Genomic DNA, 26,990 nt, shown 5'->3' on the forward strand with positions numbered 1-26,990 from the left:
CTTCTGACTCTTCCTTGCTACAATGCGAGATTTTTGTCTCTAGCGATTGTTTGAGTTTACTTGAAGATTAAAGAAATTTATTTGACTTTAGAAAAATACCCATCAAAACAATGTTGACAGAATACTAGAAGTGTCTTTCTAACGACTAAACTTATTTAAAATATATTTATATCTCTCTAGGGATGATTAAAAGAGCTAAAGTTGCTTCAGCTCTGGCAGTCTCCTCTACTCAAAATTTGTATTAAATTGACTATGGCAGAAACTCTTCAGCATGACGGCAAAACTTTTGTCTCGAGGGAAACCGTATCGATTCCGCAATGGCCCTGTGTTAAAAACGAACCGAGGATTCCTACTCTAACTCTTAAAGATGACGATATATTTTTAGTTACCGATACTTTGGGTAACATTCCTGGATGTCTGCCGGATGAAGAAAGTAGTACTCTAGGCTTATTTTGCCGAGATACCCGTTTTTTGAGTCGTCTGGAGTTACAAATTGAAGGACGCTTACCGATTCTCCTCAGCAGTAATGCGCGTCGTGGCTTTGCTCTTTCAGCTCTCTGTGCTAATCCTTATTTAGAGGAAAAAGGAATTGGAGCAGAAACTATCGGCATCGAGCGAGAAATTGCCATTAATGGTGGACTATTTGAAGAATTAACTATTACCAACTATCGCACTAGTTCCGTCAGCTTCGAACTCAGTCTTAGTTTCGACGCGGATTTTGCCGATCTATTTGAAGTAAGGGGTCGAGAGCGCAAAGAACGCGGTCAAATACTGCACCTAGTAACGGAGAACGATGAAACCAAGCAACTAGAACCTTTAGAAGCTCTAGAAGAAATGGTCATCGCCTATCAAGGTCTAGATGGAGCGGTAATGGAATCCCGCATTCAGTTTTCCGAACGCCAACCCGACTACTCCAAGGGACATACTGCTGTCTGGCAACTAGAATTAGAACCCCATCAAACTATCCGTTTGGGTTATCGGATACAGATGTTTACCGACCACCGTTCGATTTCCAAAGTAGGAACGCCGATGACTCTAGTGCAGGCTAAAGCAGCAGAATCGATGGAATTAGAACAGTGGCAGCAACGGGTGACGAATATTCGTTCCGATAGCAACACCTTTAATCGTCTCATCGAACGGGCAGAAAGGGATATATATTTGCTACGGCAAAGTTTTGAGGATAAAAAAGCTTTATCGGCCGGAATTCCTTGGTTTTCTACCTTATTTGGAAGAGATTCCCTGATTGCCGCTTGGCAAACTTTAATTCTCGATCCGCAAATTGCTAAGAATACCCTTACTATTCTGGCTCAATATCAAGGTAAAACTCACGATGATTGGCGTGAAGAAGAACCAGGAAAAATTCTCCACGAACTACGCTTGGGGGAAATGGCTCGTTGCGGTGAAATTCCCCATACTCCTTACTACGGTACGGTAGATGCTACTCCTTTGTGGTTGATTCTCTATGCAGAATATTATGGCTGGACGGGCGATCGCGATACTATAGAACAACTGTGGGAAGCTGCTTTAGCGGCAATGGCATGGATCGACCATAACTGTAAAAAAACTGGTTATTTGAGCTATCAGCGTGTTTCTCCTGGTGGCTTGGTCAATCAAGGGTGGAAAGATTCTGGAGATTGTATCGTCAACCGTGAAGGGAAATTGGCAACAGGAGCGATTACCCTTTGTGAAGTACAGGGTTATGTTTATGGGGCTAAAATGCGCCTCAGTGGAATTGCTAAATTAATGCAGAGAACTGACCTTGCCGAACGGTGGTATCGGGATGCTCAAGAACTCAAAAGTCGCTTCAATAAAGATTTTTGGCTGAGCGACCTCGACTACTGTGCCTTGGCATTGGATGGAGCGGGAAAACCAATCGATAGCATTACTTCTAACCCGGGTCACTGTTTGGCAATGAATATTTTGCAACCGGAAAAAGCAACCAGTGTCGCCGAAAGACTGCGTGCGCCGGATATGTTTAGCGGTTGGGGTATTCGCACCCTCAGCAGTTCTTCTCCTGCTTACAATCCCATGGGCTATCACGTCGGTTCGGTTTGGCCTCACGATAATAGTATTATTGCTTTAGGATTGCGCTCGCTTGGACTAATCGAACAAACTCTCGAAGTTACTACGGGAATTTTTGATATGACCTTACAACAAGCTTATCAACGTCCCCCAGAACTATTTTGCGGTTACGAACGCACCCCAGAAAATACCCCAGTGCGCTATCCCGTTGCTTGTTCGCCTCAAGCCTGGGCGACTGGCAGCTTATTTCAACTACTACAAGTAGCGATTAATATCGTTCCCGATGCCGCTACTAACGGCGTGCGAGTCATTCATCCCGTATTACCAGAGTCGTTAGATTCTCTTTGGCTACACAATCTTCGGGTAGGTTCGACAGTACTAGACTTACAATTCGAACGTTCTGGAGGTACGACCGCTTGTCGGGTTGCCAAAAAACGTGGCAATCTTAAGGTAGTTTTTGAAGCTTAACTTGAAGAAGGCAGAAGTGGAAAGGCAGGAGGCGGGAGGCGCGCCAATTTAGACCTCTGCCAATTGCATTTCTTCTTAAAAGAAGGGCTCGTACCGAACGATTAACTGATGGGGGCAAGGTTTCCTTCCTTTGGTTGACCTCATGAAAGGCAAGAACGGCTGTATTTTCCTAAAGCGATTAGAGGAAAATATTGTTGATAGAGATGGTATTTAAGGTAGAAGTGACCGGGAAACCCGGTACCAGTAAACTCTGCTTCGTCCCAAGTTCCGTCTGGCTGTTGCGTAGCCAAAAGATAATCGATTCCTTTTTCGATCGCTCTACTAGCATCAAAACCAGTCGCATTCATCCCATCGATTAAACCAATTAAAGCCCAAGCGGTTTGCGAAGCGGTGCTAACTCCTTTACCTTTTAAAGCACTATTATGGTAACTTCCACAAGTTTCGCCCCAACCGCCGTCAGGATTTTGGCAGCCTATTAACCAAGCTGCACCCCTAGCTATATTTTCTTTATAGGTCGTCGGGACAATGGCAGCCAAAGCCGATAATGCGCCACTGGTACCATAAAGATAGTTGACACCCCAACGTCCAAACCAACTGCCGTCTGGTTCTTGTTCGGAGATCAAATAGGCGATCGCTCTTTGGAGTTGTCGTTCTTCGATAACCAGATTGCATTTGCCTAACATCTCTAAGACTCTGGCGGTTACATCGGCAGTGTTGGGATCGATCGTTGCCTTGAGATCGCTATAGGGTAGGGAATTGAGCCAATCCAGGTCATTATCTACATCGAAAGCCGCCCAGCCTCCTGGTTGACACTGCATACTGGCGATCCAATTCAGACAACGAGCAATCGCCTGGTGCTTTACAGCTTCATCTGGCAGTTCGAGCCCCGCCAACGCCATCATTACTACCGCCGAGTCGTCTAAATCTGGGTAGAAGCGATTGTCAAATTCAAATGCCCAACCCCCTGGAGTAGCTCGGCTATTTTTTACCGCCCAATCTCCATAATCGAGGATTTGCTCGTTTAATAACCATTCGCCACCCCTAACTAAAGTAGGATGCTGGGGATTTAAACCCGACTCCACCAAAGCCCGCAAACACCAAGCCGTATCCCAAACCGGAGAAATACACGGTTGAATTCTGTAGCTATCTGAGGTTTCAATGGCAAAGTTGGCGATCGCCTGAAAACCCCGACGCACGATTGGATCGTTAACATCGTAATTGAGAGTGCGTAAAGCTAACATGCAATTCAACATGGCAGGAATAATTCCTCCCCAGTCTCCCGTAGCCTCCTGTCTTTCTAAGATCCAGCGTTCGGCAGCGGCAATTCCTTCTTGACGAAAGGGAACTAAATTAAAAGCTTCGGCGAATTTAAAAGTTTCGTCTAAGGCTAAAAAGATATCCGTCCAGTCGTTATTGCGGGGTAACTCGTAGCGAACATTATCGCTCCCTTCTGGATATAGTTCGTCTAAATTAATTGCAGGCTCGATCTCAAATACGGGCTGGCAATCGCAGACTATCAGTAACGGTACGGTACTGCCTCGCGCCCAACTCGACATCTCATAAATATTGACGGGAAAGTTATCGGGTAAGAGCATAATCCAGGGGGGCAGTGAAGGAATACCCCGCCAAGGATAACAACCAATTAAAGCTAAATGCAGTTTGGTAAAGACACGGGTTTTGGCGATCCCGCCCCGTTGCCGAATAAACTGCTTGGCATCAATCATGGCGGAATCTTCTGGTGGCACCCCCAACAAGCGCAACGCCATGTAAGCTTCAACAGAGGTAGAAAGTTCGCCCCCATCACCGTAAAATAATTCCCAACCACCGTGTTGGAGCTGTTGCGATCGCAAATAATTTTCGATCTTCTTTAAAGGAATACTGCCCTCAGTACCCCAAATTTTATGCAGCAAAACTACTTCAGCGGTAATGGTAACATTAGATTCTAACTCACCCCACCAATAGCCGTCGGGATATTGAATTGAAAGTAAATAGTTTTGACTGCGGGCGATTGCTGCGGCGATCGCTGAGTAACTCATTTTTTCTGATTGAGTCAGCATGAAATGATTTCGAACTCCTACACCTGATTAGACAGAAAATATCATATATAAAAGTAGCAAGTAAGAAATTCTTTTGGGTATTACCTACCGAAACTCTTCAAAATTGATGCTCCTTCAGCGACTTGAGGTTTAACCTTTTAAATCGCGATCGCCTTGTAACCATTACCTGGAAAGCTTATGACTAATGTCGATCGATTAGCTTCGCTAAAATTACTTTAACTAGTAACAAAAGTAAACAAATCTTCTTGCAATGAATTATCCCTCGCCACCCTGGAATCTTCAGGGTTATGCGATTCAATCACTAAATCTCGTCGATCTAGAGCAGGCTCGTGCGGTTATTCCTTCAGAATTGACAGTAGTTTCAGTTTTCCCAGGTAAAACCCTAGGTGGAATCTATTTGTCTACTTATCAATTCGGTTCGCCATTGCAATATAGTGAGTTAATCATCGTTCCTGGTTTGACGCGCTATGGCGATCGCCTCGGTGCTTGGATTTCTCATATTTATGTAGACGATCGAGCTTCAGTTGCTGGTGGCAGAGAAGTTTGGGGACTACCCAAAGAAATGGCTGAATTTACTTGGGAAGGGGATCGAGTCACTGTCAAACAGGATACTCGCTTGTTGTGCAGTTTACAGTATCGGTCGAGTTGGTTTAATTTGGCTACTTGGTGGCAACCCCAGTTTAGTGCCCAGGTTTTTAGCAGTTTAGATCGAGATTTATTGTTATTTACCAATCAGTTTTCAGCCGACATTGGTTTACTTTCTGGGAGCGTAACCATTCCCCACAATAGTCCTTTTGCTAGTTTGGCTCTCGCTCAACCTTGGTTTACCTTCAAATTAGATCGACTTAATTTAACTGCAGGCGTGCCAGAAACAGTCGGCGAGAAATCTACTATCGCCCGAAACACTAGCTAAATTTAAGATGAAAATCAAACACCCAGTTAATCTCAATAAATTTTTGACCTTTGCCTTCGTTGGCAGCCTCATGGTAATTTACGGTAACTTTAGCATTGCCGCATGGGTATATTTGGCTCTACATGGAACTTATGGTTTGATGTGGATACTCAAAGACCGACTATATCCCGATAAGCAATGGGAAGCAGAAATATCCATTCCTAGGGGAATAGGAGTTTTTTTGTTGCTTTGCTCGTACTGGGTTGCGCCGTTTATTCTGATTAGTACCGGTTCGACACCTCCACTGGCTCTAATCGCCACCGCGATCGCGATGAATATCACGGGAACTGTTTTACACCACGGAAGCGATGCTCAAAAATACTTTACTCTCAAATACAAACGTGGTTTGATTACCGAGGGGTTTTTCAGCCGCAGTCGCAACCCCAACTATTTAGGAGAAATTTTAATTTACTCGAGCTTTGCTATGTTAGCGCAACACTGGTTGCCTTTTGTGATTTTAGGAGGATTTACAGCCTGGATCTTCGTGCCGAATATGCTCAAAAAAGACGAGTCTCTCTCTCGTTATCCAGAATTTGCCGCCTACAAAGAGCGTTCTGGTTTATTATTGCCCAAACTATTCGTCGAATCAAAAACGACAGAAGCGATCGCCGAATCCCAGTAGATGGGAATTTACAACAGCTAAAAAATAATTATCTTTTCTTAACTTGGTAATTAGCTCAAGTGTGCGATCGCAAACGCTAAGATGAAAGATAGAGCATTTAATTATCAAATAAAGCAATTGCCAACTTTGCTTTAAACGTATTTGTAGATAAATATGGTACAGACACCAATTCCTCAGCACGAACAAGACAAAAAAGTATCAAAGTTAGAAGGTCTCAAAGAACGTAGCAATTTTTTACGGGAACCGTTATTTTCCGAACTGCAAACTGACAGCACCCATTTTAGTGAAGATGCGCTTCAAATTCTGAAATATCACGGTTCTTACCAACAAGATAACCGCGATAACCGGGTCAAGGGTCAGGAAAAAGACTACCAAATGATGTTGCGTACCCGCAATCCTGGTGGATATATTCCCCCCGAACTGTATTTAACTTTAGATAAGTTATCGGAAGAATACGGCAATCACACCCTAAGAGTTACCACCCGTCAGGGTTTTCAACTTCACGGCATCCTCAAAAAAAATCTCAAAACCGCAATTTCTAATATCGTGCGGAATATGGGTTCTACGTTGGGGGCTTGTGGCGACGTCAACCGCAATGTTCTAGCGCCACCCGCTCCTTTCAAAGATAAACCAGAGTATCAGTATGCCTGGGAATATGCTGAAAAAATTGCCGATTTGTTAAAGCCTCAAACCGGTGCGTATTACGAAATTTGGCTGGATGGGGAAAAAGCGATTAGTGCTGAAGAAGCCCCAGAAGTGAAAGCTGCTAGAGAACGCAACGGTAATGGCACGCTCGTTCGCGAAGGCGAAGAACCAATTTACGGTAAGTACTATATGCCCCGTAAGTTCAAAATTTGTCTGACCGTTCCTGGAGATAATTCCATCGACGTTTACACCAACGATATTAGTTTGGTGGTAATGACCGACGATGCGGGAGAATTAGAAGGGTTTAACGTTTTAGCAGGGGGCGGATTGGGACGCACTCACAATAAAGAAGAAACCTTTGCCCGCATGAGCGATCCCATCGGTTTTGTGACTAAAGATGAAGTATTCGACCTAGTCAAAGCCATCGTCGCCACCCAAAGAGATTATGGCGATCGCCACAATCGCCGTCATGCGAGAATGAAGTATTTGCTTCACGATTGGGGTGTAGAGAAGTTTAAAGCCAAATTAGAAGAGTATTTTGGCAAAGCGATCGCGCCATTTAAAGAATTACCCGAATGGAAGTATCGAGACTATCTAGGTTGGTACGAACAAGGAGACGGCAAGCTTTTCTTTGGTATTTCCGTACCCAATGGTCGCGTCAAAGACGAAGTAGATTGGCAACTGAAAACTGCTCTGAGGGAAATTGTCGGTCAGTACAATCTACCCCTAAGACTCAGTGCCAACCACAACATTTTGATCTACGATATCGCACCAGAGCAACAAGAAAGCATTACTAAAATTCTCCAACAACGAGGAATTGAGACTAATCCCAGCGTCATCGATCCGCTCTTACGCTATTCGATGGCTTGTCCGGCATTACCCACTTGCGGTTTAGCCATTACCGAATCGGAACGAGCTTTACCGGGAATTATCGATCGCCTGAGAATATTATTAAATAAACTCGGAATGGCAGACCAACACTTTGTGGTTAGAATGACTGGATGCCCTAACGGTTGCGCCCGTCCCTACATGGCAGAATTAGGTTTTGTCGGTAGTGCTCCCGATAAATACCAAGTGTGGTTGGGAGGTACCCCCGATCAAACCCAACTAGCTCAACCTTACGAGCAGAGAATGCCCATTGAAGACCTGGAAAGCTTCTTAGAGCCAATTCTGGTTTACTTCAAACAAAACCGTCAACCGCAAGAAAGCTTTGGAATTTTCTGCGATCGCGTTGGATTTGAAGCCATTCGTCAATTTTCTGCTAACTATACACCTGGAAGCTATATGGAAACAGATACCACTAAAAAACGTAAATTTCGTAAAAATCAACGTCGCGTCAGCGTACCCGACGATCTCTTTCCTCGTTTGAAAGAAGTCGCCCAACAAGAGGGAAGACCGATGAACCAAATTATTGCCGAAGCTTTAAACGATTATTTCGTTAAAGATAAGCAAGCTCAATAGATTTGAGATTTCTTTAGGGGAAAAGAGTAGAGAGCAAAGGTTAAAGACAATAAGTAGAACTCTTGCATAAGTCCAATAAACTTCGGTTGAGGCAACGGAAAAGGTATAACAATTGCTCCTTTCCCCCTTCTCCTTTACCCGTCATTCGATCGCTCGATTTTACGAAGTCAACGCAGGAGGCACCGGAATTGAATTGCGGTGTCCCGTTGACATCCAGCGCGTGCGAGTGACCGTTGCTCAATTGTTAATTGACAAAACACTAGCCTCAGATTGTTACTCAATTTAATTTAAGCATTCCCTAGCGATCGCTGTGGTATATTCTCAAGTAGCGATTCCTTGTCTCACCTATTGGATATTCAAACCAGTTAATTAGCGGCTTATGCGGTCAAACGATTGAAAGCGACCACTGGAGTCTGAAGTTGACCGTTGTTGGCGAACCGTTTGGCAATAAGTTGTTGGTAAACTGCTTCATAGCCATCTACCATATGAGCGACGCTAAAATTAGCGGCAGTGCGATCGCGACAGCTGAGGCGATCGATTTCTCCTAGGCGATCGAGTGCTGCGATACATTCTTCTACATTACGGCACAAAAAACCAGTTTTACCATCTTCGATTACTTCTCTGGTCGAACCCAGATCCATAGCAATTACTGGCGTACCCACTGCCATCGATTCTGCCATGACCAAACCAAAAGGTTCTGACCAAGTGATGGGAAATAGAGTCGCTACCGCACCACCCATTAGCTCGCATTTTTGCTGGTGATTGGCTTCCCCTAGAAATTCGATCTGGTTGCCATCGATAAATGGTTTAACCTTGGCTTCAAAATATTCTCGGTCGACAGGGTCTACTTTACCAGCCATTTTTAACTGCCAACCAGTACGCCGAGCGATTTCAATTGCTAGATGGGGACCTTTTTCTGGAGCAATACGACCTAAAAAAGCCAGATAGGGAGGATTAGCTGGCTGAGGATAAAAAGGAAAGATATTAATATCGATGCCGTTGTAAATTGTAGCGACGTAGTTTAATCCCAGATCTTTGCGTCTTTGAGCATCAGAGATGCTGATAAAATTTTGCTCCCGTGCATCCCGCCATAGTGGTTCGGCATGAGGCAGAATAATACCGTGAATCGTGTGTAGAGTTGGGATATTAACCAAATTTACATAGGGAAATGCCGCATAATCTACATGAGAGTGAATTAGATCGAACTCCGAAGCTCTTTCAAAAACTTTGTTGAGTTGCAGTGTATGGTAAACTTCAGATTCTTGGTGACTTATTCCCAGCGAGCGCAAGGGTCGAGCAGAGCAGGATTTTAATTTCGCTAGAGTTTGAGAATCTCCCGTAGCAAACAAAGTTACTTCATGACCTCGGCGTACCAATTCATCGCTAAGCAAACTAACAATTAATTCCGTGCCACCATAGGCTGGTGGAGGTACTCTTTCCCATAAAGGTGCAATTTGAGCAATTCGCATCTTCAAACCTCCTAAAAAAATCTGTAACGTAAATTAGAAGTGCCTGTAATACTGTTAGTCGACCGTAAAAAGTTAACGAAATTTTATTTAGTTAATAGTTATTTATAGATTAACTAATAATTATTAAAAATAGCAATCTAGTTTAAGGTAGATATCTCCCTACCCGCAGAAAAGCAAGGTTACGGTTAATACTAATTGCAAGGTTTGAAAGTAATGCTCGAATCTGAAACGCGAGCACCTCGTTTGACTATATTTCTTTCTGTCTTTCTAGGTTCATTTCCATTTGCTGTAAGGTCAATACTTCTTTAGCCTGTTGGGCTGAATGATGTCAATAATCCAGACACATACTCCCACGGCAGCCATCAAAGGCAGAATGATTGAGTAGTTTTGAGTTAGCTCGAATAGGAAGGCGATCGCCGTTAAAGGAGCTTTAACGCTACCGGGTGCAACCGCTGTCATACCGACAATGGCATAGGCAAGAGGGGAAGCTATTGCTCAAAAATTAATCCTAGTAGTCGTTCGAAACTCAAGCTTCGGTAAAGGTCAATAAAAAATCAGAGTAGTTTTTACGGATGCAAGCTTAAACTTGGGTAGTAAAAGCATTGGAAATTGGCTATTAATCTCGAACGTAAAAAATTAGCTCCGTATTTGAAATTAAAATTCTTTTTTTCTGACAACAGGATTTTTCTGAGTTTACTTGGCGACGCTTTTTCTCGTCTAATTAATTTTGCTAGAGCGATCGCCAGTAGTAACAAGATTACATATTGCAAAGTTTTGTTCTTGAGGAGTAGGATTGATTGTCTATATAGTCCATTTTCTTAGAGAACTGATATTATATCATTAAGTGTTCCAATAAAATTTTGGCGCCAATCAGGATTAAGAGCGAACCACCGCAAATTTCAATTTTATCATTTAATCTATTGCCAATATTATGACCGATAAAAACTCCCGCAAAAGACAAACAAAAAGTAACAATTCCAATTAAAGTAGCGGCTAAAATAATCGAACTTTTCAGTACAGATAATCCCAAACCAGCAGCTAAGGCATCGATACTAGTGGCGATCGCTAGTACCAAGAGAGTATAGGAATCTAAAGGATTAAATTTTTTTTGTTCGGTTTCTGTTTGCAGTGACTCATGAATCATCTTTCCTCCAATAAAACTCAATAAGCCAAAGGCAATCCAGCGCTCGACTCCAGAAATAAGATCGTTAAAATTTATCCCTACTCCCCAACCAATTAAAGACATTAAACATTGAAAACCACCAAAAAATAAAGCAATTTTTAATGCCTTGTTAATTTTAATCCTCTGAATTAGCATGCCACTGCTGAGAGAAACAGCAAAAGCATCCCCAGATAATCCCAAGGCTAAAAAAGTTGTCGATAAAGAATCCATTGTTTATTTTTAACCGAACTTAAATTATTAGTTATTTTAATTGTTTTTAGCGATATTTTTATGTCATATTCAGTTCATTTTCTAATCATTTTCTTTTAATATTTACAATATTTTGCTTCTGTGTCGAGCGGAGTTTTTAATTTCGAGCGTAATTTGCAGTTAGTGTTATTGGTTCGGATAACCCTACTTTTACTGGAGTTGTCATTCTAAAATAAGTTTTGCTAAATTAGCGTTCAGAAGTAAGGTCTGCTAAACTACCCCTCAATAGGGAATTAAGCGCTGCTTCTAAGTTTATTTTTATAAATTTTTATTTGTTTAATTGTTTGTTGAGTTGCATTAATGACGGAGGAAATTTCGTTATGGACATAGTGCGCTTTTCACCTTTTGGACGAATGGAATTATTACGCAAACAAATCGACCGAGTTTTTGCAGACATTGAAAATACTGCCCAAGATAATTACTCAACTTGGACACCTGCAATCGAACTACTAGATGATTCGGATAATTTGATTTTACGAATGCAGCTTGCTGGTGTAGAAGACAAGGATCTCGATATCCAAGTTACCAGAGAATCTGTAGCTATTTCTGGAAAACGTAACCATCTTCAAGGCAAATCTACTCGTTATCTGCATTCAGAATTTAACTATGGCAGCGACACATATCTTTACCCGTACCCGTAATCAATAGCCAAGCTACTGCTAAGTACGAAGCTGGTATGCTAACGCTGCTACTACCTAAAGCCGAAGAAGCCAGACAGCGAACGGTGAAAATTAGTTTGGGAGATACAAATTCAGCATCGTCTCTACCAGAAACAGAATCTGTAGAAGCAGAAGCCGCAGTAGCCAATGCTTAAAATCGAAAGAGAAAGTAAATCATTACCAATCTTCTAGATTAACAATTAATTGGCATGCCACAACCAGATTTTGGTTGTGGTTTTTTATGCGAATGCACAATGATTTTAACAGTTTATTCTTCGATTGTTCTTTCAATCCAAGTAGAGATCGCTTTATAGAAGTAGGGTGATCTCTTCAGAAAAAGTCTTGAAAGCCGAACCTAATTTTAGTTTTACTTATTTTATTCTTGAGGTAGAAAAAATCAGCTAGTTATTTCGAACTGAAGATAAAGATCGAATGATCGAATGCGGTAGTCATGTATTTATTGCTGTTGTTAATAAGTTGGTGGATTATCAATATTGGCTGTAAAACTAGGGAATAAATCGGACGTATTATTTCTTTCTTTATTGGTGGAGTTAGTTTCATTTGGTGTTTAGTTAACCGTTCCTGGCAGATTCAGCTATTTATCTTGTTGCTGATTTTTCAAACTAGTAATTACAATAATTCTTCAACTTCAATTAGGCGACCATTACAGTAATTTTTATCTCCATATTCGAGCTTAAAACTCACATTAAAACTCGATCCACCATACCGCAGATCGGTATTGTAGTGAAAATAAAAAGCGTTGGTACTCTTTGCTGCCGTGTTGCTAACTAGCATGATTTAGTAAAAGTCTCAATTTCCCAATCTTAATTTACTCAGGAGGCACAAGATGATGAATGTAATTCGTCGTAGCCAAATCGTTGGTTTGATGACTATGGACGGTTCCACCGCTACCAAATACGACCGTGTTGAAGAGGTCTGGTTAGATGAAAACGGGCGAGTCGTTTATTTGGCAGGTCAAGAAAGTTATACTCCTTTAGAACAAGTATCGGTAATCGGTCCAGATGCAGTGTTAACCTACAGCAGTAATGTTTTTGAACCTTCTAGCAATTTGCGTCGCCTCAACCGTATGCAAGTAAGTTTTCCCATATCAGATCCCCTCGGTTGGGTAGAAGATTTTCTCTTCGATTGGGAAACAGGAGATATTGCTGCTTATGTTTTAGGTGGAGATGTTGCCGAACCTTTTGGCGGAAGGGCAGTCTTATTTTCCGAAGATGTCGAAGCGATCGACGCAGAAGTAGTGGTAATTAAAGATAAAGCTCGAGATCGTCTTCAAAGCGAATCAGAAGGACTCAAAGGCTTTATTAGCGAGAAATCCCGGCAGGTCAAACATTTAGTCAAAAAAATGAGTAGTCGCCTTAGTTCTTTGATTTCTCCTGAAGATGAACCAGAACTAGTGCGGGTCAAAATTAAAGATTTGAGTAACGAACTAGCAACTTCTGGCAAACACGATCGCCACACCTTGGCTGAAGCAACTGAGTTTCTACAAGATAAGTGGCAAGATCTAAAGCAAAGTATTAGTCGCGCAGGTAAACGAATGCGATCGGCTTTAGACTCTGCCTGGAAAAAATCAACTCATCAATAACTGTTTTCTATCATTTTTCGCTCTCGGAGGATAAAATATCGTGACCGTTCAACCTACTTCTAAACCCCTACGACAAGCTGGTATCTATGCGATCGTCGTGGCTGCAAGTGTCGCTTTAACTCTGGGATCGCTGCGGGTATTTCCTCAATTACTGCCCCCGGCCTCAGTAGCCGAGAATTCAACAGCAATAGAAGCCTTTCCTTCTCAAGCGCCGCCTTTATCCGATCGACCTCGCAATTTTGTTGCTGCTGCTGTCGAGCTGGTTGGAGACGCAGTAGTGCGAATCGATACCGAACGTACCATTGCTACAAATCTTCAGAATCCATTTTTCGAGGATCCTTTCTTCCGCGATTTTTTTGGTAGAGATGTTTTTCCTCAACTGCCCAAAGAGTATCGTCAGCAAGGTCAGGGGTCTGGTTTTATTATTGACAGCAAAGGAATTATTCTGACCAACGCTCACGTAGTTAGTGGTGCGGATAAAGTAACCGTCAAGCTGCGAGACGGACGTAGTTTTCAAGGGGAAGTACAGGGAGTCGATGAACCTTCCGACTTGGCAGTAGTCAAAATTTCAGGAGACAATTTACCCGTTGCACCCTTGGGAAACTCTAGTCAGGTACGGGTAGGAGACTGGGCGATCGCGGTAGGTAATCCTTTAGGACTCGATAATACGGTTACCTTGGGAATTATTAGCACTCTCGACCGTTCCAGCGCCCAAGTTGGTATTCCCGATATGCGTCTCGATTTTATGCAGACCGATACTGCAATCAATCCTGGTAATTCGGGTGGTCCTTTATTGAACGATCACGGCGAAGTAATTGGCATTAATACTGCTATTCGTGCCGGTGCAGAAGGGATTGGCTTTGCTATTCCTATAGATAAAGCTAAAGCAATTAAAGATCCCCTGGCTTGTGGTGAAACGATTCCCCATCCCTACATTGGCATTCAGATGTTGACTTTGACTCCCGAAGTCGCCGAACAATTTAATGACGATCCTAATTCTCTGATGGTCGTTCCAAAAATCAGGGGCGTATTAGTAGTAAGGGTAGTCCCAGATAGTCCCGCAGCACGAGGAGGTTTGCGTCGCGGTGATATAATTACCTCCGTTGCAGGAACTGAGATTGAAACTGCCGAACAACTACAGAAAGCAGTCGAACAAAGTCAAATTGGCAAGCCTTTGAGTATTTCCGTGCGACGGGGAGAACAAACTCAACAACTATCTGTACGTCCTCAAGAGTTACAAGAAGCTGCTAAATAAGATTTGAGATCGTAAATAAAAACCCAACAACTTCAACTGTTAGTTGGGTTTTTTTCTAACCTCAATCCAACCTGCTGGCATATTCGGATGAATTTATTGGGTAAGTCGAATTAATTTAAGCCCCTAACCCCTAAATTTGGGAGAAAAAGATTTTTCACTTTAAGGTTTTGATAAGCGATCGCTACTATGAGAGTGTCTGCCACAACCAACGAATTACTAACACCGTCAGCGCCGCAAATCCCAAAATGATAATTACCAGCAGCAAAACTAGACCAATTAAAAACAGGCGATCGCTCTGACGATTATCTTGGGTATAGTGTAAATGTTTCTCTAACAAAGCCATATTTCTGGCATTAGCTTTCCAACCAACATCGAAAATATCCCCGATGACTGGCAGGGTACCTAAGATGGAATCAAAGATAATATTTCCTACCATCTGCCAAATAACCCGACGAGGTATTCCCATTCGTGCTGCTTCGACGATGATATAACCACCCAAGGCACCAGTTACGGTATCCCCACCTCCGGGAAGTAAACCTATCAGCGGATCTAGCCCGATACGGTAGCCAATTCCCGGTATAGCGATCGCATTATCGAGCAGGTGAGCAATCCGACGGAGACGGGCGATCTTAGTAGAATGAGGTCGAAGGGGTGGCATAAAATTCTCAAGCTCTAAGTTTAGAGATTAAAAACAATAACATTTTTGATTTTTCGATCTAGTGTTAAGCGATCGCTTTAAGCGATCGCTGCAAAAAGTCTCGAGAAATTTGCTGGTAAATTTGCTCATGTTTTACAGGAGATTAATTTGGGTAACGTGAGCGTCCAACGAATTTTGATTCCTTATGTCTGAAAGAAACAATTTGTTTCCTAAGAGTTCGATAAAAACAGAAATTATTAGTCTCTTAAGAAATAATGTAGGTTTCAACTTATCAAAGAATAGGGCTTTGCGCATCTGTCGAACTTATGTTCTAATGCAATTTAGCGATTGAGACAATAGTCCAAATCATTTAACTCAGAAGTCATAGTTTGGGCAAACCAACTCTGAATTAATTGAGCGTTCTTTTCGACTCCCATAAATTGATTAATTATTCTGCGCCATTCTGGATCGTCGTCTGGTAGGATCAGCCCGTAGAAATTGCAGGTGAGAGGATTGTGTGGAGAAAAAGTATAGCGTTCTGAAGGTATCTTTTGCCGTACTACTTCTGCTAAAGTTAAAAGACTATCGTGAGCAAAAGTATCGATGCGACCTTCCATCACTGCCTTTACAGCATCTTCTTGTCCGGTCACTCCTTCAAAAAGAACGATATTAGCTTGAGGATATTTATCACCAACGAAAGCTTCGGCAGTAGAATTTTTCAGAACCCCCACTCGTACATCTGCTAGAAAACGATTGGGATTGACTGCTTGATGAGAATTACTCTGAGTGAGAAAACGAGTTCCCGTTGCCATAAAGGGATTGGAGAAAGCAATACCATCAACGTTTTGCCTAACAGTATTAGGACCGCATTCTAAATGAACCACATTGTCTCGCACTAGAGAAAAACGACTTTGCGATGTTGAAGGCAATTCTACCAGTTCTAGTTCTACGTCCTCGAATTCTAGCTTTGCGGTTAAATAATCTCGTAAAGCGATCGCTAAATCCCCACAGTAACCAGACCATTCATCGTTTTGGTTGATATAGCCCACAGGGGCAACGTCGCGGCGCATTGCTACTTGTAATACCCCGGTGCGTTTAATCTCCTCGACAATAGTGCGATCGCGAAGCTGAGAGACTGATTCTACAGCAGCAGGAACGATCGGAATTGGAGGTTTTTTACCATAGGCTTTTTTTAAATCTTGAGGAGAAAGAGCGCCAATAAAATCTAATTGCATGGGCTTATTCATACTCATAGTACGAGCCGCCGCCGCGCTGAGGTAAGGTAAATACTCACTGCGATTGGCTTGCGTGCGCTGGAGCGCACCGACATCGCTTTGCAATGGCGAATCGGCATAGCCGATTGCCGGAGGCTTATCGCGCAAATAAGTATTAAAAAATGCCACATTGAGAGTTTTAAAGTATTTGCGACCCCATTTTTGATGTTCGCCACGCAAAACTTGAGGAATAGATTCTGCTCCTGCTGCATTGGGTTCGCTGGTAGTAAAATGGGTTCCCGGACTAAATAAAGCTAAAACTAAATAAAGCTAAATATTTTCGTTTGGACTGCAGCCAAACAAAGGGATGAATTTGTTCGGTAATAACTGGCGCGACTACATCTCGACTGCCTGCGGTTATCATTAAAGGAATAGTAATTTTACTCATGCCTTCTGGTCCGAATAGTCCGCTACTGAGAGGATGAGAGGCAATAGCAGCTTTGATGCGCGGCTCGTAAAGATCGAAGTTTTGCGGCGGCAGAAATTGTCCCCGACACTGAAGATACAAAGAGAAATTTAAAATGAGGTTGTCGCGATCGCAAGTCTCTACTAGTCTGGCATAGTTAATTTCAGCTCCTGCTAGGAATAGAGCCGTACTTCCTCCCAAAGAATTGCCCATAACGCCAATTTGCGATAAATTAAGCAACTTCGCCCAACGAGGAGTGGCGGTTAGTCGTTCTAACTCATTGATTAAGAAGGAAATTTCTTGTGGTCGATTGATAAATTCGATAGGACTGAGTAGGGTATTGAGCTGACCTTGTAAATAGGTTTGACGATAGGATAAGTTACTGCCTACATGATCGGGAACTAAAACTACAAAACCGTGGGATGCTAGGTGTTCGGCAAGAAAGGCAAAATTTTCTTTAACTGCTCCAAATCCATGAGAGATAATTATAATGGGTGCGGGTTGTTCTAAACCTTGAGGAAGGTAAATATCCACTGGAAAATCGTAGTTGATCGATAGACCTCTGTCAGTTTGTCTGAGGGTGGGATTAACAATAGTTATGGTCTGTCGCTCGAAACTGTAGGCTCCCGGTTGGCTCAAGCTTGAAAGCTCTTCTAAAGAAGGGGAGACTTGCGTTGCTATTTCTGCCTTTGCCCGTTCGCTTATTGCTTTAACTGCAGCATCACTATAGTTAAAATATAAAGTTAATTCTCGACGTAATTTAAGCAGATCTTCAGCATTAACTTCTAGAGATTCTGTAGGAAATTCTCTCATGGCATCGAGAAGCGTCCAGCCTTCAGGTGAAGAATTAGCAATAGCGGCGATCGCGGCGGCTCTCAAGCCATAAAAACCATTAGTTTCTGGAGAAAATCTCAGTACTTTACCCACTTGCTCCAGTACTTTTCTACCTAAAGGAGAATAAGAGAAATGATGGGTTTGCTCGACATTGAGGGGAAAAGGTCGCTGGAGTTGTTGGCGCAGAGTATTGAGGGTAGGCTCATCGAAAGAACTAGTTAGTAACTTTAAATCTCCCTCAGCTACCCCGGTACTCACAAATTTTTCCAAAGTATCGAGGGAAAAAGAAATCGCTACGGGAGCATCGGTATAAAAGCGAATTTCTTCGGCACTCTGGCTGGGTTTAGCAGTTAGAGTATCTATGAGAACTATTGCGGCGATCGCGCCAAGTGAAAAACTGCTGGAAATGATTTTAGGCAAGCCGTACATTAAAGAAATTAATCTCACCAAGGAAATAGCTTCAACTGCTAGTCAAATAAAGCTTATGGCATTGTCGACTCAATATAGAAGTGTTAATATGACGCTTCTGTACTTTTGCACCGATATTGTAGTTATTTACAAGAGTTCGATCTTACTAACAACCCATAGCAAAAGTATAAAATTCCAGCTTCTCAGCCATTGAGACTAAGTTTGAAGTCAAACTACAGCTTTTTGCTCAAATCAAATTCTTCAAGATAATAAGACTCATCCACTTCTACCAACCGCTTCTTACCTCTTTGTCCATCCAAGGTTTTTCCTGGTTCTGGCGGAATAGGAGTATCGGGATCGTCACCACGGAAGTCATCACCACCGTTACTATCATCGAACCACGAGAACAACCAAGCCACTAGTAGACCGAATAAATAGGCAGATGCTAGAAGGATAATCAGTCTAAATGCAATTAAAAACATAGTTTTTCTCTAGTATTCCGACGAAGTCGAGCGCCACTTTATCCTACAGTAAGGTATTAAGTCTATCTAAATTATACGTTAATTTTGATTATCTCAGTCAGCTCTGCTTTCCTGTTCGACAAGATCGATCGCGCGTCTTGAAGACAAGAACCACAGAGATAATTAATCATCGAGATTTGAGAGATATGATAAGAAATTAGTAATGAATGTCTGAGTTGCGAATGAAATATGAGTTCTTGGCGCGATCGCTTCAATCAATTTAGTGGCAAAACCCGTTTTGTAGTATCTCGTCTATTCATACATTTTGCTGGAAGAGAAATTGCGCCTCTTTTGGGCGTTCTCAATCGAGTCGTCAGAGAGGTAGTAGATGCCGATGGAGAGCTCGAAGTTTTAGGAGAAGGATTGGTAACGGTCTGTCAAAATTTGTTGCAAATGAATGCCTACTGGCAATCTACTGGCAATGAAGGAGATGTTTTCTGGGATGAAGGTGAAGCAGGAAGCTATGTCAACGAACTTTTTACCGACTCTGGACAAAGATATCTCAGCGAATTCGATTTTACCCAACCCACCACAGATAAAACTCTATCTTTACCAATAACGAACAATTTAGTAGTAATCTTGGTAGTGGCATTTGAAGGAGAAGCAACCGACCTCGAAACTAATCTCGCCGATGTAAAGGCTTTAGAAGAAGGTCTTAAAGCTTTAATCGAACTTCATTATCAGGGAAGATTGAGAGCGATTCAAATTCATTTTTCTCCTGCCAAGTTAGGAGATGAACTTAATGACGAACAGCTAATAATTAACTTTCCCGAACTCGTACCGCTTTAGGCGTGTTTGAGTTAGAGAATGCTGCGAAGCTATCTGAGGCAGTATTCTTCGTACCCTAGCCAATAAGTTTAAATAAAATTGCAATCTCTCAACAAGTTTAGTGAAATAATGTTTAGTGAAATAATGAACAACATACTGAATAATTTCGTCAAAAATACCTAGATAGAAATTTAATACAAAATTTAATACAAAACGATTCGGTCACGCTGTGATGAATAACAAAGCTTTTTATGTGGCGATCGCTACCAGTGCAATTGCTATCACTACAACTTCCATTCAGGCACAAGAAAAACCCAGTCCCAATGCCGATAAAATTTTTGTGTGTGCGACTGATATAGAAACGCCTACTATGTTCGCTTTTACTCCTGGAAATGTCAAACTTACTCCGATAGTTAGTTGGCATTCAGAATATTTACTATCAGAACAATCGGCAACTGAGGTCTGTCAACAAACAGCAACCAAACTACAAGAAATAGATCGACGACAAGAGCACTATCTTAGAACACAGTCCAAAGTACACCGTACCGTAGTATGTATAGTATCTGAAAAAGACGCAACTTGTTCCTCTAATAATAGCGAAGAACTATTTAGCATCAATCCTAACTACGATGCCCACTGTATTCTCGATAATCGCGAACCATTAGAATGCGTTGCCCTCGGCAGAGTTAGAGGCGTTTATAGCAGTATCGATAGTCCCTATCAGCCAACATGGTGGCCTTGGTAATTGGTTGGCATGTTTATAGCGCGGACAAATTTTTTATCGAGCGGCTAAATACCTCGATCGCTCTATCATCGCTGATAAATAAAATTTGATACTACATATCCTTGATTGAAAAATTTAAAAAGATAAGTCATTTCAAAACTCAAATGAATGTCATACAAAAAATATAAAAAGTTATTTTTGGGAGGAATTAATACACTAACCGCTAGCGTTGGATTTATTCTGACCTCAAATCAGTTAGTCCAAGCTCACCAGGTAAAAATCGCTCTTCAAAAATCAAAATTAGATAATGTCAATGTGGGCGATCGCGATATTTGGCGACTAACAGATTTCGATTCTACTTCTAGTGACATAGAAACTATGGCTATTGAACCTCAAGAAACCAAATCTAGCGATGAGGGAATTCCTGCTCTACGTCGTGAACCACTAGAAGGAGAAGAAGAGTTTGAGCCACAAAGAATACCTTTGCGCGTTCCTTCTTTTCCAAGAAGAAATTATCGAGCATCTCCTAGCGTTACCATCATTAATCCCTCCGGATACGGTGCGTCGTGGAGAAGCGTTGGTATTGGTGTAGGTTTTCAAGAAAGAGCGCGTTTTATTAATGAATCTGACGGTGTAATTGGGTTGGGGTTTGGTTTGGGAAATCCCCGCCAAAACATCGGTCTGCAAATTGGAGTTAGTTTGGTCGATGTCAGTTCCCCTTGGCGGGATGGAGCAATTAATCTTAAGTTACATCGCCGCTTACCGCAAAATTTTAGTGTGGCAGCAGGCGTACAGGGGGCAACAACTTGGGGAGATACAGATGGTGGTTCTTCCGTTTATGGAGTAGTTACTAAAAGATTCATACTTCGTCAGAACATAACTAAACCATTTAGCGAAATTTATACTTCGGTTGGAGTTGGTGGCGGGCAATTTCGTTCGGAATCTGATATTGATAACGGTGTAGAATCTGTAGGTGTATTTAGCAGCTTGGCTATTCGGGCAATAGAGCCAATCAGTATTATAACTGAGTGGACTGGTCAAGATTTAACTATTGGAACTTCTATAATTCCATTTCGTAATTTACCAATAGTAGTAGTACCTGCTGTTACAGACATTACTGGAACGGCAGGCGACGGAGCGAGATTTGTAGTCGGCGTAGGCTATTCTTTTTCTCTTTAAAGTAATTTTATTTCTAATAGAGTAAGAGTAAAAAATATGAAATTTTTTCAGCTACTTATTAATATCAGTCTATTTTTTAGTTGGTCTTTAGTTACTATTAATCCCGTTCGCTCCCAGTCGGGGAACATGTCTGACGTTACACTACCCAATTCAGGGGAAATGATCTCCGACGACAATAATACTAATAACGATACCGAGACCGCAGATACGGCTGACACATCTGATACGACAGATACTGCCGACACCGAGACCGCAGATACGGCTGACACATTTGATACGACAGATACTACCGACACCGAGACCTCAGATACGACAGATACTGCCGACACCGAGACCGCAGATACGACAGATACTGCCGACACCGAGACCGCAGATACGGCTGACACATCTGATACGGCAGATACTACCGACACCGAGACCGCAGATACGGCTGACACATCTGATACGGCAGATACTACCGACACCGAGACTGCAGATATGACAGATACTGCCGACACCGAGACCGCAGATACGGCTGACACATCTGATACGGCAGATACTGCCGACACCGAGACCGCAGATACGGCTGACACCACGGATATGACCAATACAGAAGCTCAAGAATCTATCGAGCCAGAAACAACGGTAGAAGCGAGCTTTGAAAATTTAGGTAGCCAATCTAATACTGATATTGAAACTTCTCCCGCCATTATTAATGAAACAGTGTTAAAGGCTCTTTCTGAAGGAGGTAATGAATCTATAGCTGTAGAATCTACTGCTACTACAGAAGCTACCGATACCAATACCACCGAGGCTAATACGGCTATTGAGACAACTGATACCGGCACTTCCAATATAGGAGATACGACTGACACCGATACAGTTGTCGATACTGTCAATACAGATAACACAGATATGAATGAGGAATCTGTATTTGTAGAATCTGCTGCCGACATCAATGAAGCTAATACTCAAGAATCCCTAGATGTAACAGAAACAGAGACTGAAATAGAGTCAGAAACGGTCAATCCCCCAGAAACTGATGTCGAAACCGATCCGTCAACCGTAGAAGCTGAATCCAATGGAGAATCTGCAACGGATACACAAAACAGGATAGAAACAGAAACAGAAACGAGCGATCGCCCAGAAACTAACTTGGAAAGTAGCGATCGCGCAGAATCAACAGAAACAGAGGTTGAAGCGCAAGAAGAACCAGTCACTGAAGAATCGACAGAAGCGGAAACAGAAACTCAGGAAGAAAGTAGTGAAGAAACTACAGAAGAAGCGCGAGAAGAAAATCAGCAGTCGGATTTTGAATCAGAAGTAGACCGCTTGGCTTATGAAGTTCAGGTACAGCAGTCAGATATCGATGTAGCAATCCAACTGCAAGAAGAATTTCAAGTTACTCAATTAATTGATTCATCGGGATTACAAATTTATGGCAAACCTCCATCTACTACCGAAATTTCCCAAAGATTGGGGCAACTTTGGCTGCAAACTGGTAACAAGCCAGCGTTTATTAATATTTCTCTTCAGTCGAATCAATTAGAGTCTTTCGTAGTTTTACCTACTGTAGAAGAATCTGCTTTAGAAAATAGTTCGGCGATTGCTTCAACTAAAATTAGTGCTGTGACGCCAAATAATACTCAAGCGGCAACTATCAGAAAAACCCTGAAAAATACCTCGAGGAGCAGCTTGTTGGCTACAGCCGAGCAGTTTCGTCAAGAAGTAAGTAACATTGAAAATCTCCGACAAACAACTTACATTGAATCTGCCAAAGAGCTATACCAGCAACTAATCGAACCGATAGAAGGTGAATTAAAAGCAAATGAGATCGATGTTTTAGTTTTTTCTATGGACTCTGGACTGCGTCTACTACCAATCGCCGCTCTTCACGATGGTCAACAATTTTTAATCGAAAAATATGCCGTAGCATTAGTTCCTAGTTTTGGTCTGACCGATACTCGTTATGTCAATCTCAATAGAAGTTCTATTTTGGCAATGGGAGCTTCCGAATTTACCGAACAAGCTGCTTTACCCACCATACCTGTAGAGTTAGCAACTATTGTTAGCGATCCCCGTCAAGGAGAAATATTTCTAAATGAAGAATTTACAATTGCCAATTTCAAAGCCCAAAATGTCGGTCAGCAACCATTCCCAATTATTCACCTCGGCACTCACGCTGAATTTCAAGCAGGTAGTTTAGAAAATTCTTATATTCAGTTTTATGATGATAAGCTCAATTTATCTGAGTTGAGAACTATTTCCGACGAACTGGGATGGAATAGTAGCAACACTACTCCCGTAGAATTGTTAGTGCTTAGTGCTTGTCAAACCGCTCTGGGAGATGAAGAAGCGGAATTAGGATTTGCTGGTTTAGCCGTACAGGCAGGAGTTAAATCTGCTTTAGCTAGTCTATGGTACATTAGCGATTTGGGTACTTTAGCTTTAATGAGCGAATTTTACGATCGCTTAGGAAATACCCTGACTAAAGCCGAAGCTTTAAGACAAACTCAATTAGCGATGTTAGAGGGCAAAGTGTTGGTAGATAATGGGCAGATCGAGCTAACAAATGGTGATTCTGTAGCTTTGCCTCCAGAATTTCCTCGAGGCTCTCTAGAACTTTCTCATCCTTATTTTTGGTCTGCCTTTACCTTAATTGGTAACTGGAACTAATGTAAAACCCCTGACATCGCTAGCAAATAACGATTGTCAGGGGTAAAACTGCTTCCTCTAGAGAAGGCAGTTAGGAAATTTTTCAGTTACATCAAGCCTAACTGGCTTAAGATACCTTGTCCTGTTGCGAATTCTACTGCTACGGCGATGACGAAACCTAACATAGCCAAACGACCATTCCAGATTTCAGCAAAGCGAGTAAAACCAAATTTGTTTTCTTGTGTTTCCATAATGATTAGCCCTCTATGATTCCGTTACTAGATTGATGTCAACTATCTGTAAACAAGTTTAACAATTTGCAACACATATCGCAATATATCTTAAGATTTAGTTGAAAATACGATCGCATTACGAAAATAAATAAATTAGAGTAAGAAGCAAATAATTCGATCGATTTCCCAGTTTTGACCTTTCAATTTTTGAAAATAGCTAAATAATAGAAATAGATATTAACCACAAGACCGACTCGACTTTGATTACTACAGAAACTCTAGACCTACTAGAATGGCGACGTTTGTGTCAGCATTTAGCTACTTTTGCCGCCACAAAACTCGGTGCAGTCGCAGCCAGACAGTTAAGATTTCCAGCTACTAAAGCAGAAAGTCAACAGCTATTAGCACAAACTACAGAAATATATTACCTAGAGCAGGAAATAGACTCTGGATGGACTTTCAAAGGCATAGAAGATATCGGGGATTCTCTAGAAAGAGCCAAGATTGGCGGTATCTTAGCCCCTAAAGAATTACTAGATTTGGCAACTACTCTAGCTGGAGTAAGGCGTTTGCGGCGAGTAATCGATGCTCAAGCTGAAGAGTTACCGACTCTAGCAGAATTAATTGTTGACTTGCGAACCTATCCTGAAATCGAGCAAGAGATCCATCACTGCATCGACGATCGCGGCGAGATTAGCGATCGCGCCAATCCTAAACTAGCCGAGATTCGCAGTGAAATCAAACAACTGCGGCAGAGAATCTATAAAACTTTGCAGGGCATCATGCAGCGCAACAGCACTGCCATTCAAGAAGCTGTAATTACCCAAAGAGGCGATCGCTTCGTACTATCAGTAAAAGCCACTCAAAAGGAAGCTATTAAGGGGATCGTTCACGATGTTTCCAGTACGGGTTCGACTTTTTATATCGAGCCTGGGGCAGTTGTGGAATTGGGCAATCAATTGCGCCAAAAAGAGCGTCAGGAAAAACGAGAAGAAGAAGCGGTTTTACAAGGATTAACTGAGAAAGTAGCGGCGGTTATTGAAGATTTAGAGACGGTTTTGGCAGTAGCGACTATTTTAGATTTAGCCACCGCTAGAGCGAGATACAGTCTGTGGTTGGAAGCTAATCCCCCCAGATTTATCGATTTTGAGGGAAAAGAAACGATTACCCTGCGTCGTCTGTGCCATCCCCTCTTAGTTTGGCAACATCGTCATGAAGAAGGAGCAGAAGTAGTACCTATTGACGTATTGGTTCGACCTCAAACTCGAGTAGTGGCGATTACCGGACCCAATACTGGCGGTAAAACTGTTACCCTCAAAACAATAGGTTTAGCCGCACTAATGGCAAAAGCGGGAATTTTCGTACCAGCTAAAGAACCAGTAGAATTACCTTGGTTTGAGTCGGTATTGGCAGATATTGGCGACGAGCAATCTTTACAGCAGAGTTTATCGACTTTTTCTGGTCATATCCGCCGTATCAGCCGCATCATCGAAACTTTAAGTCCTGAAAGTGAAACGACGACTCTACCCGATTCTCTCGTCTTACTCGATGAAATTGGCGCGGGAACCGATCCTGCCGAAGGGAGTGCGCTGGCGATCGCCCTACTCAAGTATCTAGCCGAACATAGTTTGCTGACGGTGGCTACCACCCATTACGGCGAACTAAAGGCTTTAAAATATCAAGACGAACGGTTTGAAAATGCTTCGGTAGAATTTGACGATCGCACTTTACAGCCTACTTATCGCCTTTTGTGGGGAATTCCAGGACGTTCTAATGCTCTAACTATCGCCAAACGTCTGGGGTTAAAATCGGAAATTATCGACGAAGCTCGCAATCAAGCGGGAATAGATACAACCGAAGATGTCAACCAAGTAATTGCTGCCTTAGAAGCACAGCGGCGGGAACAAGAAGCTAAAGCCCAAGAAGCGGGTAAATTGTTAGAACAAACCGAACGCTTTTATTCAGAAGTCTCGACCAAAGCTACCGAATTACAGGAAAGAGAACGAAAGTTAAAAATTTCTCAAGAACGGGCAGTCCAACAGGCGATCGCCGAAGCTAAAGCCGAAATCGCCAAAGTCATACATCGTCTGCAGCAGGGCGAATCAACTGCCCAAGAAGCCCAACAAGCTAGTGAAGAACTAAATCAAATTAGTCAGCGAGAACTAGCTAAAACTCAACAGCCCAAACCAAACAAACCAGCTTACAAACCCCAGGTAGGAGAAAAAATTAAAATATCCAGTCTCGGACAAACTGGAGAAGTCTTGAGTATCGATGAGGCAGAATCAGAGGTAACGGTTCGCTTTGGCATTATGAAGATGACTGTATCTTTAGGAGAGATTGAATCTTTAGACGGACAAAAAGTTGAAGTTCCCGCCAAGGCTAAATCGCCCAAAGCTACTAGTACCAAACCAACAACACCTTCTCCAGTAACGGTTCGCACCTCGAAAAACACTATAGATATTCGTGGCAGTCGGGTAGCCAATGCCGAAGTAGATTTAGAAAATGCGATCGCTTCGGCAACTGAGTCGGGAGTATTGTGGATAATACACGGCAAAGGAACGGGACGTTTACGTCAGGGAGTCCATGAATTTTTACAACGCCATCCCCAAGTAGATCGCTTCGAACTCGCACCTCAAAACGAAGGGGGTTCGGGAGTCACTATTGCCTATTTGAAATAAATCTACCGCACTTCTCTGTCATATAAAATACACTTCGGAATGGAGATTT

Annotated in this window: 22 protein-coding genes and 1 pseudogene; 13 read left to right on the top strand and 10 right to left on the bottom strand. The window is 42.3% G+C overall.

Annotated elements, in window-relative coordinates; all coding sequences use genetic code 11:
- Window positions 1–252: 252 nt before the first annotated feature.
- Window positions 253–2,490, top strand: a complete 2,238-nt coding sequence (locus ACLFKQ_RS12310; RefSeq protein ID WP_449000096.1) for an amylo-alpha-1,6-glucosidase — start codon at window positions 253–255, stop codon at window positions 2,488–2,490.
- A gap of 140 nt (window positions 2,491–2,630) precedes the next feature.
- Here the strand turns inward: ACLFKQ_RS12310 and shc are convergent, their stop codons facing one another.
- Entirely contained in the window at window positions 2,631–4,547 is a 1,917-nt protein-coding gene (gene shc, locus ACLFKQ_RS12315) for a squalene--hopene cyclase (protein ID WP_449000097.1), read from the bottom strand.
- Between the two features lie 250 nt (window positions 4,548–4,797).
- On the opposite strand from shc, the gene ACLFKQ_RS12320 reads away from it, so the two are divergent.
- The 3 genes from ACLFKQ_RS12320 (at window position 4,798) to sir (ending at window position 8,227) form a co-directional block, all read left to right on the top strand.
- Window positions 4,798–5,460 carry an acetoacetate decarboxylase family protein gene (locus ACLFKQ_RS12320; protein WP_449000098.1) on the top strand — a complete coding sequence of 221 codons (663 nt, stop codon included), beginning with the start codon at window positions 4,798–4,800 and terminating at the stop codon, window positions 5,458–5,460.
- A gap of 7 nt (window positions 5,461–5,467) precedes the next feature.
- The gene (locus tag ACLFKQ_RS12325; RefSeq protein WP_449000099.1) at window positions 5,468–6,121 is read left to right on the top strand and encodes a methyltransferase family protein; all 654 of its coding nucleotides are present in this window, start codon (window positions 5,468–5,470) and stop codon (window positions 6,119–6,121) included.
- A gap of 153 nt (window positions 6,122–6,274) precedes the next feature.
- Window positions 6,275–8,227, top strand: coding sequence for a sulfite reductase, ferredoxin dependent (sir, locus tag ACLFKQ_RS12330; protein WP_449000100.1), 1,953 nt, complete (start codon window positions 6,275–6,277; stop codon window positions 8,225–8,227).
- Window positions 8,228–8,604: 377 nt separating this feature from the next.
- Here sir and ACLFKQ_RS12335 read toward each other — a convergent pair whose 3' ends face one another.
- The 3 genes and pseudogenes from ACLFKQ_RS12335 to ACLFKQ_RS12345 form a co-directional block, all read right to left on the bottom strand.
- A complete protein-coding gene (locus ACLFKQ_RS12335; protein ID WP_449000101.1) occupies window positions 8,605–9,696 on the bottom strand; it encodes a glycosyltransferase family 4 protein in 1,092 nt (363 codons plus the stop codon).
- A gap of 315 nt (window positions 9,697–10,011) precedes the next feature.
- Window positions 10,012–10,188: pseudogene (locus tag ACLFKQ_RS12340) on the bottom strand (chloride channel protein); the annotation flags it as partial.
- 340 nt (window positions 10,189–10,528) lie between these two features.
- Window positions 10,529–11,089 carry a manganese efflux pump MntP gene (locus tag ACLFKQ_RS12345; protein WP_449000102.1) on the bottom strand — a complete coding sequence of 187 codons (561 nt, stop codon included), beginning with the start codon at window positions 11,087–11,089 and terminating at the stop codon, window positions 10,529–10,531.
- A gap of 359 nt (window positions 11,090–11,448) precedes the next feature.
- Between ACLFKQ_RS12345 and ACLFKQ_RS12350 the strand changes: the two genes are divergently transcribed.
- Together ACLFKQ_RS12350 and ACLFKQ_RS12355 are read left to right on the top strand one after the other, a co-directional pair.
- The gene (locus tag ACLFKQ_RS12350) at window positions 11,449–11,769 is read left to right on the top strand and encodes an Hsp20/alpha crystallin family protein (protein WP_449000103.1); all 321 of its coding nucleotides are present in this window, start codon (window positions 11,449–11,451) and stop codon (window positions 11,767–11,769) included.
- A 35-nt stretch (window positions 11,770–11,804) separates the two neighbouring features.
- Window positions 11,805–11,942 carry a hypothetical protein gene (locus ACLFKQ_RS12355; RefSeq protein ID WP_449000104.1) on the top strand — a complete coding sequence of 46 codons (138 nt, stop codon included), beginning with the start codon at window positions 11,805–11,807 and terminating at the stop codon, window positions 11,940–11,942.
- A gap of 475 nt (window positions 11,943–12,417) precedes the next feature.
- On the opposite strand, the gene ACLFKQ_RS12360 is transcribed toward ACLFKQ_RS12355, so the two are convergent.
- A complete protein-coding gene (locus ACLFKQ_RS12360) occupies window positions 12,418–12,582 on the bottom strand; it encodes a hypothetical protein (RefSeq protein WP_449000105.1) in 165 nt (54 codons plus the stop codon).
- A gap of 52 nt (window positions 12,583–12,634) precedes the next feature.
- Here ACLFKQ_RS12360 and ACLFKQ_RS12365 point away from each other — a divergent pair, with 52 nt between their 5' ends.
- A complete protein-coding gene (locus ACLFKQ_RS12365) occupies window positions 12,635–13,390 on the top strand; it encodes a photosystem reaction center subunit H (RefSeq protein WP_449000106.1) in 756 nt (251 codons plus the stop codon).
- Between the two features lie 40 nt (window positions 13,391–13,430).
- On the top strand, window positions 13,431–14,645 hold the full coding sequence (locus tag ACLFKQ_RS12370; RefSeq protein WP_449000107.1) for an HhoA/HhoB/HtrA family serine endopeptidase: 1,215 nt from the start codon (window positions 13,431–13,433) through the stop codon (window positions 14,643–14,645).
- Window positions 14,646–14,829: 184 nt separating this feature from the next.
- On the opposite strand, the gene ACLFKQ_RS12375 is transcribed toward ACLFKQ_RS12370, so the two are convergent.
- The 4 genes from ACLFKQ_RS12375 to ACLFKQ_RS12390 form a co-directional block, all read right to left on the bottom strand.
- The gene (locus ACLFKQ_RS12375) at window positions 14,830–15,303 is read right to left on the bottom strand and encodes a DUF4112 domain-containing protein (protein ID WP_449000108.1); all 474 of its coding nucleotides are present in this window, start codon (window positions 15,301–15,303) and stop codon (window positions 14,830–14,832) included.
- A 320-nt stretch (window positions 15,304–15,623) separates the two neighbouring features.
- Window positions 15,624–16,685, bottom strand: coding sequence for a transporter substrate-binding domain-containing protein (locus ACLFKQ_RS12380; protein ID WP_449000109.1), 1,062 nt, complete (start codon window positions 16,683–16,685; stop codon window positions 15,624–15,626).
- Window positions 16,686–16,800: 115 nt separating this feature from the next.
- A complete protein-coding gene (locus ACLFKQ_RS12385; RefSeq protein ID WP_449000110.1) occupies window positions 16,801–18,243 on the bottom strand; it encodes an alpha/beta hydrolase in 1,443 nt (480 codons plus the stop codon).
- A gap of 194 nt (window positions 18,244–18,437) precedes the next feature.
- The gene (locus ACLFKQ_RS12390; protein WP_449000111.1) at window positions 18,438–18,686 is read right to left on the bottom strand and encodes a LapA family protein; all 249 of its coding nucleotides are present in this window, start codon (window positions 18,684–18,686) and stop codon (window positions 18,438–18,440) included.
- A 228-nt stretch (window positions 18,687–18,914) separates the two neighbouring features.
- Here ACLFKQ_RS12390 and ACLFKQ_RS12395 point away from each other — a divergent pair, with 228 nt between their 5' ends.
- The 4 genes from ACLFKQ_RS12395 (at window position 18,915) to ACLFKQ_RS12410 (ending at window position 24,051) form a co-directional block, all read left to right on the top strand.
- Window positions 18,915–19,514 (top strand): DUF1517 domain-containing protein, encoded by a 600-nt coding sequence (locus ACLFKQ_RS12395; RefSeq protein WP_449000112.1) that lies wholly within the window; start codon window positions 18,915–18,917, stop codon window positions 19,512–19,514.
- 211 nt (window positions 19,515–19,725) lie between these two features.
- On the top strand, window positions 19,726–20,238 hold the full coding sequence (locus tag ACLFKQ_RS12400) for a COP23 domain-containing protein (protein WP_449000113.1): 513 nt from the start codon (window positions 19,726–19,728) through the stop codon (window positions 20,236–20,238).
- A gap of 147 nt (window positions 20,239–20,385) precedes the next feature.
- The gene (locus tag ACLFKQ_RS12405) at window positions 20,386–21,396 is read left to right on the top strand and encodes a hypothetical protein (protein ID WP_449000114.1); all 1,011 of its coding nucleotides are present in this window, start codon (window positions 20,386–20,388) and stop codon (window positions 21,394–21,396) included.
- A gap of 36 nt (window positions 21,397–21,432) precedes the next feature.
- Window positions 21,433–24,051, top strand: a complete 2,619-nt coding sequence (locus tag ACLFKQ_RS12410; RefSeq protein WP_449000115.1) for a CHAT domain-containing protein — start codon at window positions 21,433–21,435, stop codon at window positions 24,049–24,051.
- 86 nt (window positions 24,052–24,137) lie between these two features.
- Here ACLFKQ_RS12410 and ACLFKQ_RS12415 read toward each other — a convergent pair whose 3' ends face one another.
- Window positions 24,138–24,281 (bottom strand): chlorophyll a/b-binding protein, encoded by a 144-nt coding sequence (locus ACLFKQ_RS12415; protein ID WP_449000116.1) that lies wholly within the window; start codon window positions 24,279–24,281, stop codon window positions 24,138–24,140.
- Window positions 24,282–24,523: 242 nt separating this feature from the next.
- Here ACLFKQ_RS12415 and ACLFKQ_RS12420 point away from each other — a divergent pair, with 242 nt between their 5' ends.
- On the top strand, window positions 24,524–26,941 hold the full coding sequence (locus ACLFKQ_RS12420) for an endonuclease MutS2 (protein WP_449000117.1): 2,418 nt from the start codon (window positions 24,524–24,526) through the stop codon (window positions 26,939–26,941).
- The last annotated feature ends 49 nt before the right edge of the window (window positions 26,942–26,990 follow it).

The organism is Myxosarcina sp. GI1(2024) (assembly GCF_053543375.1).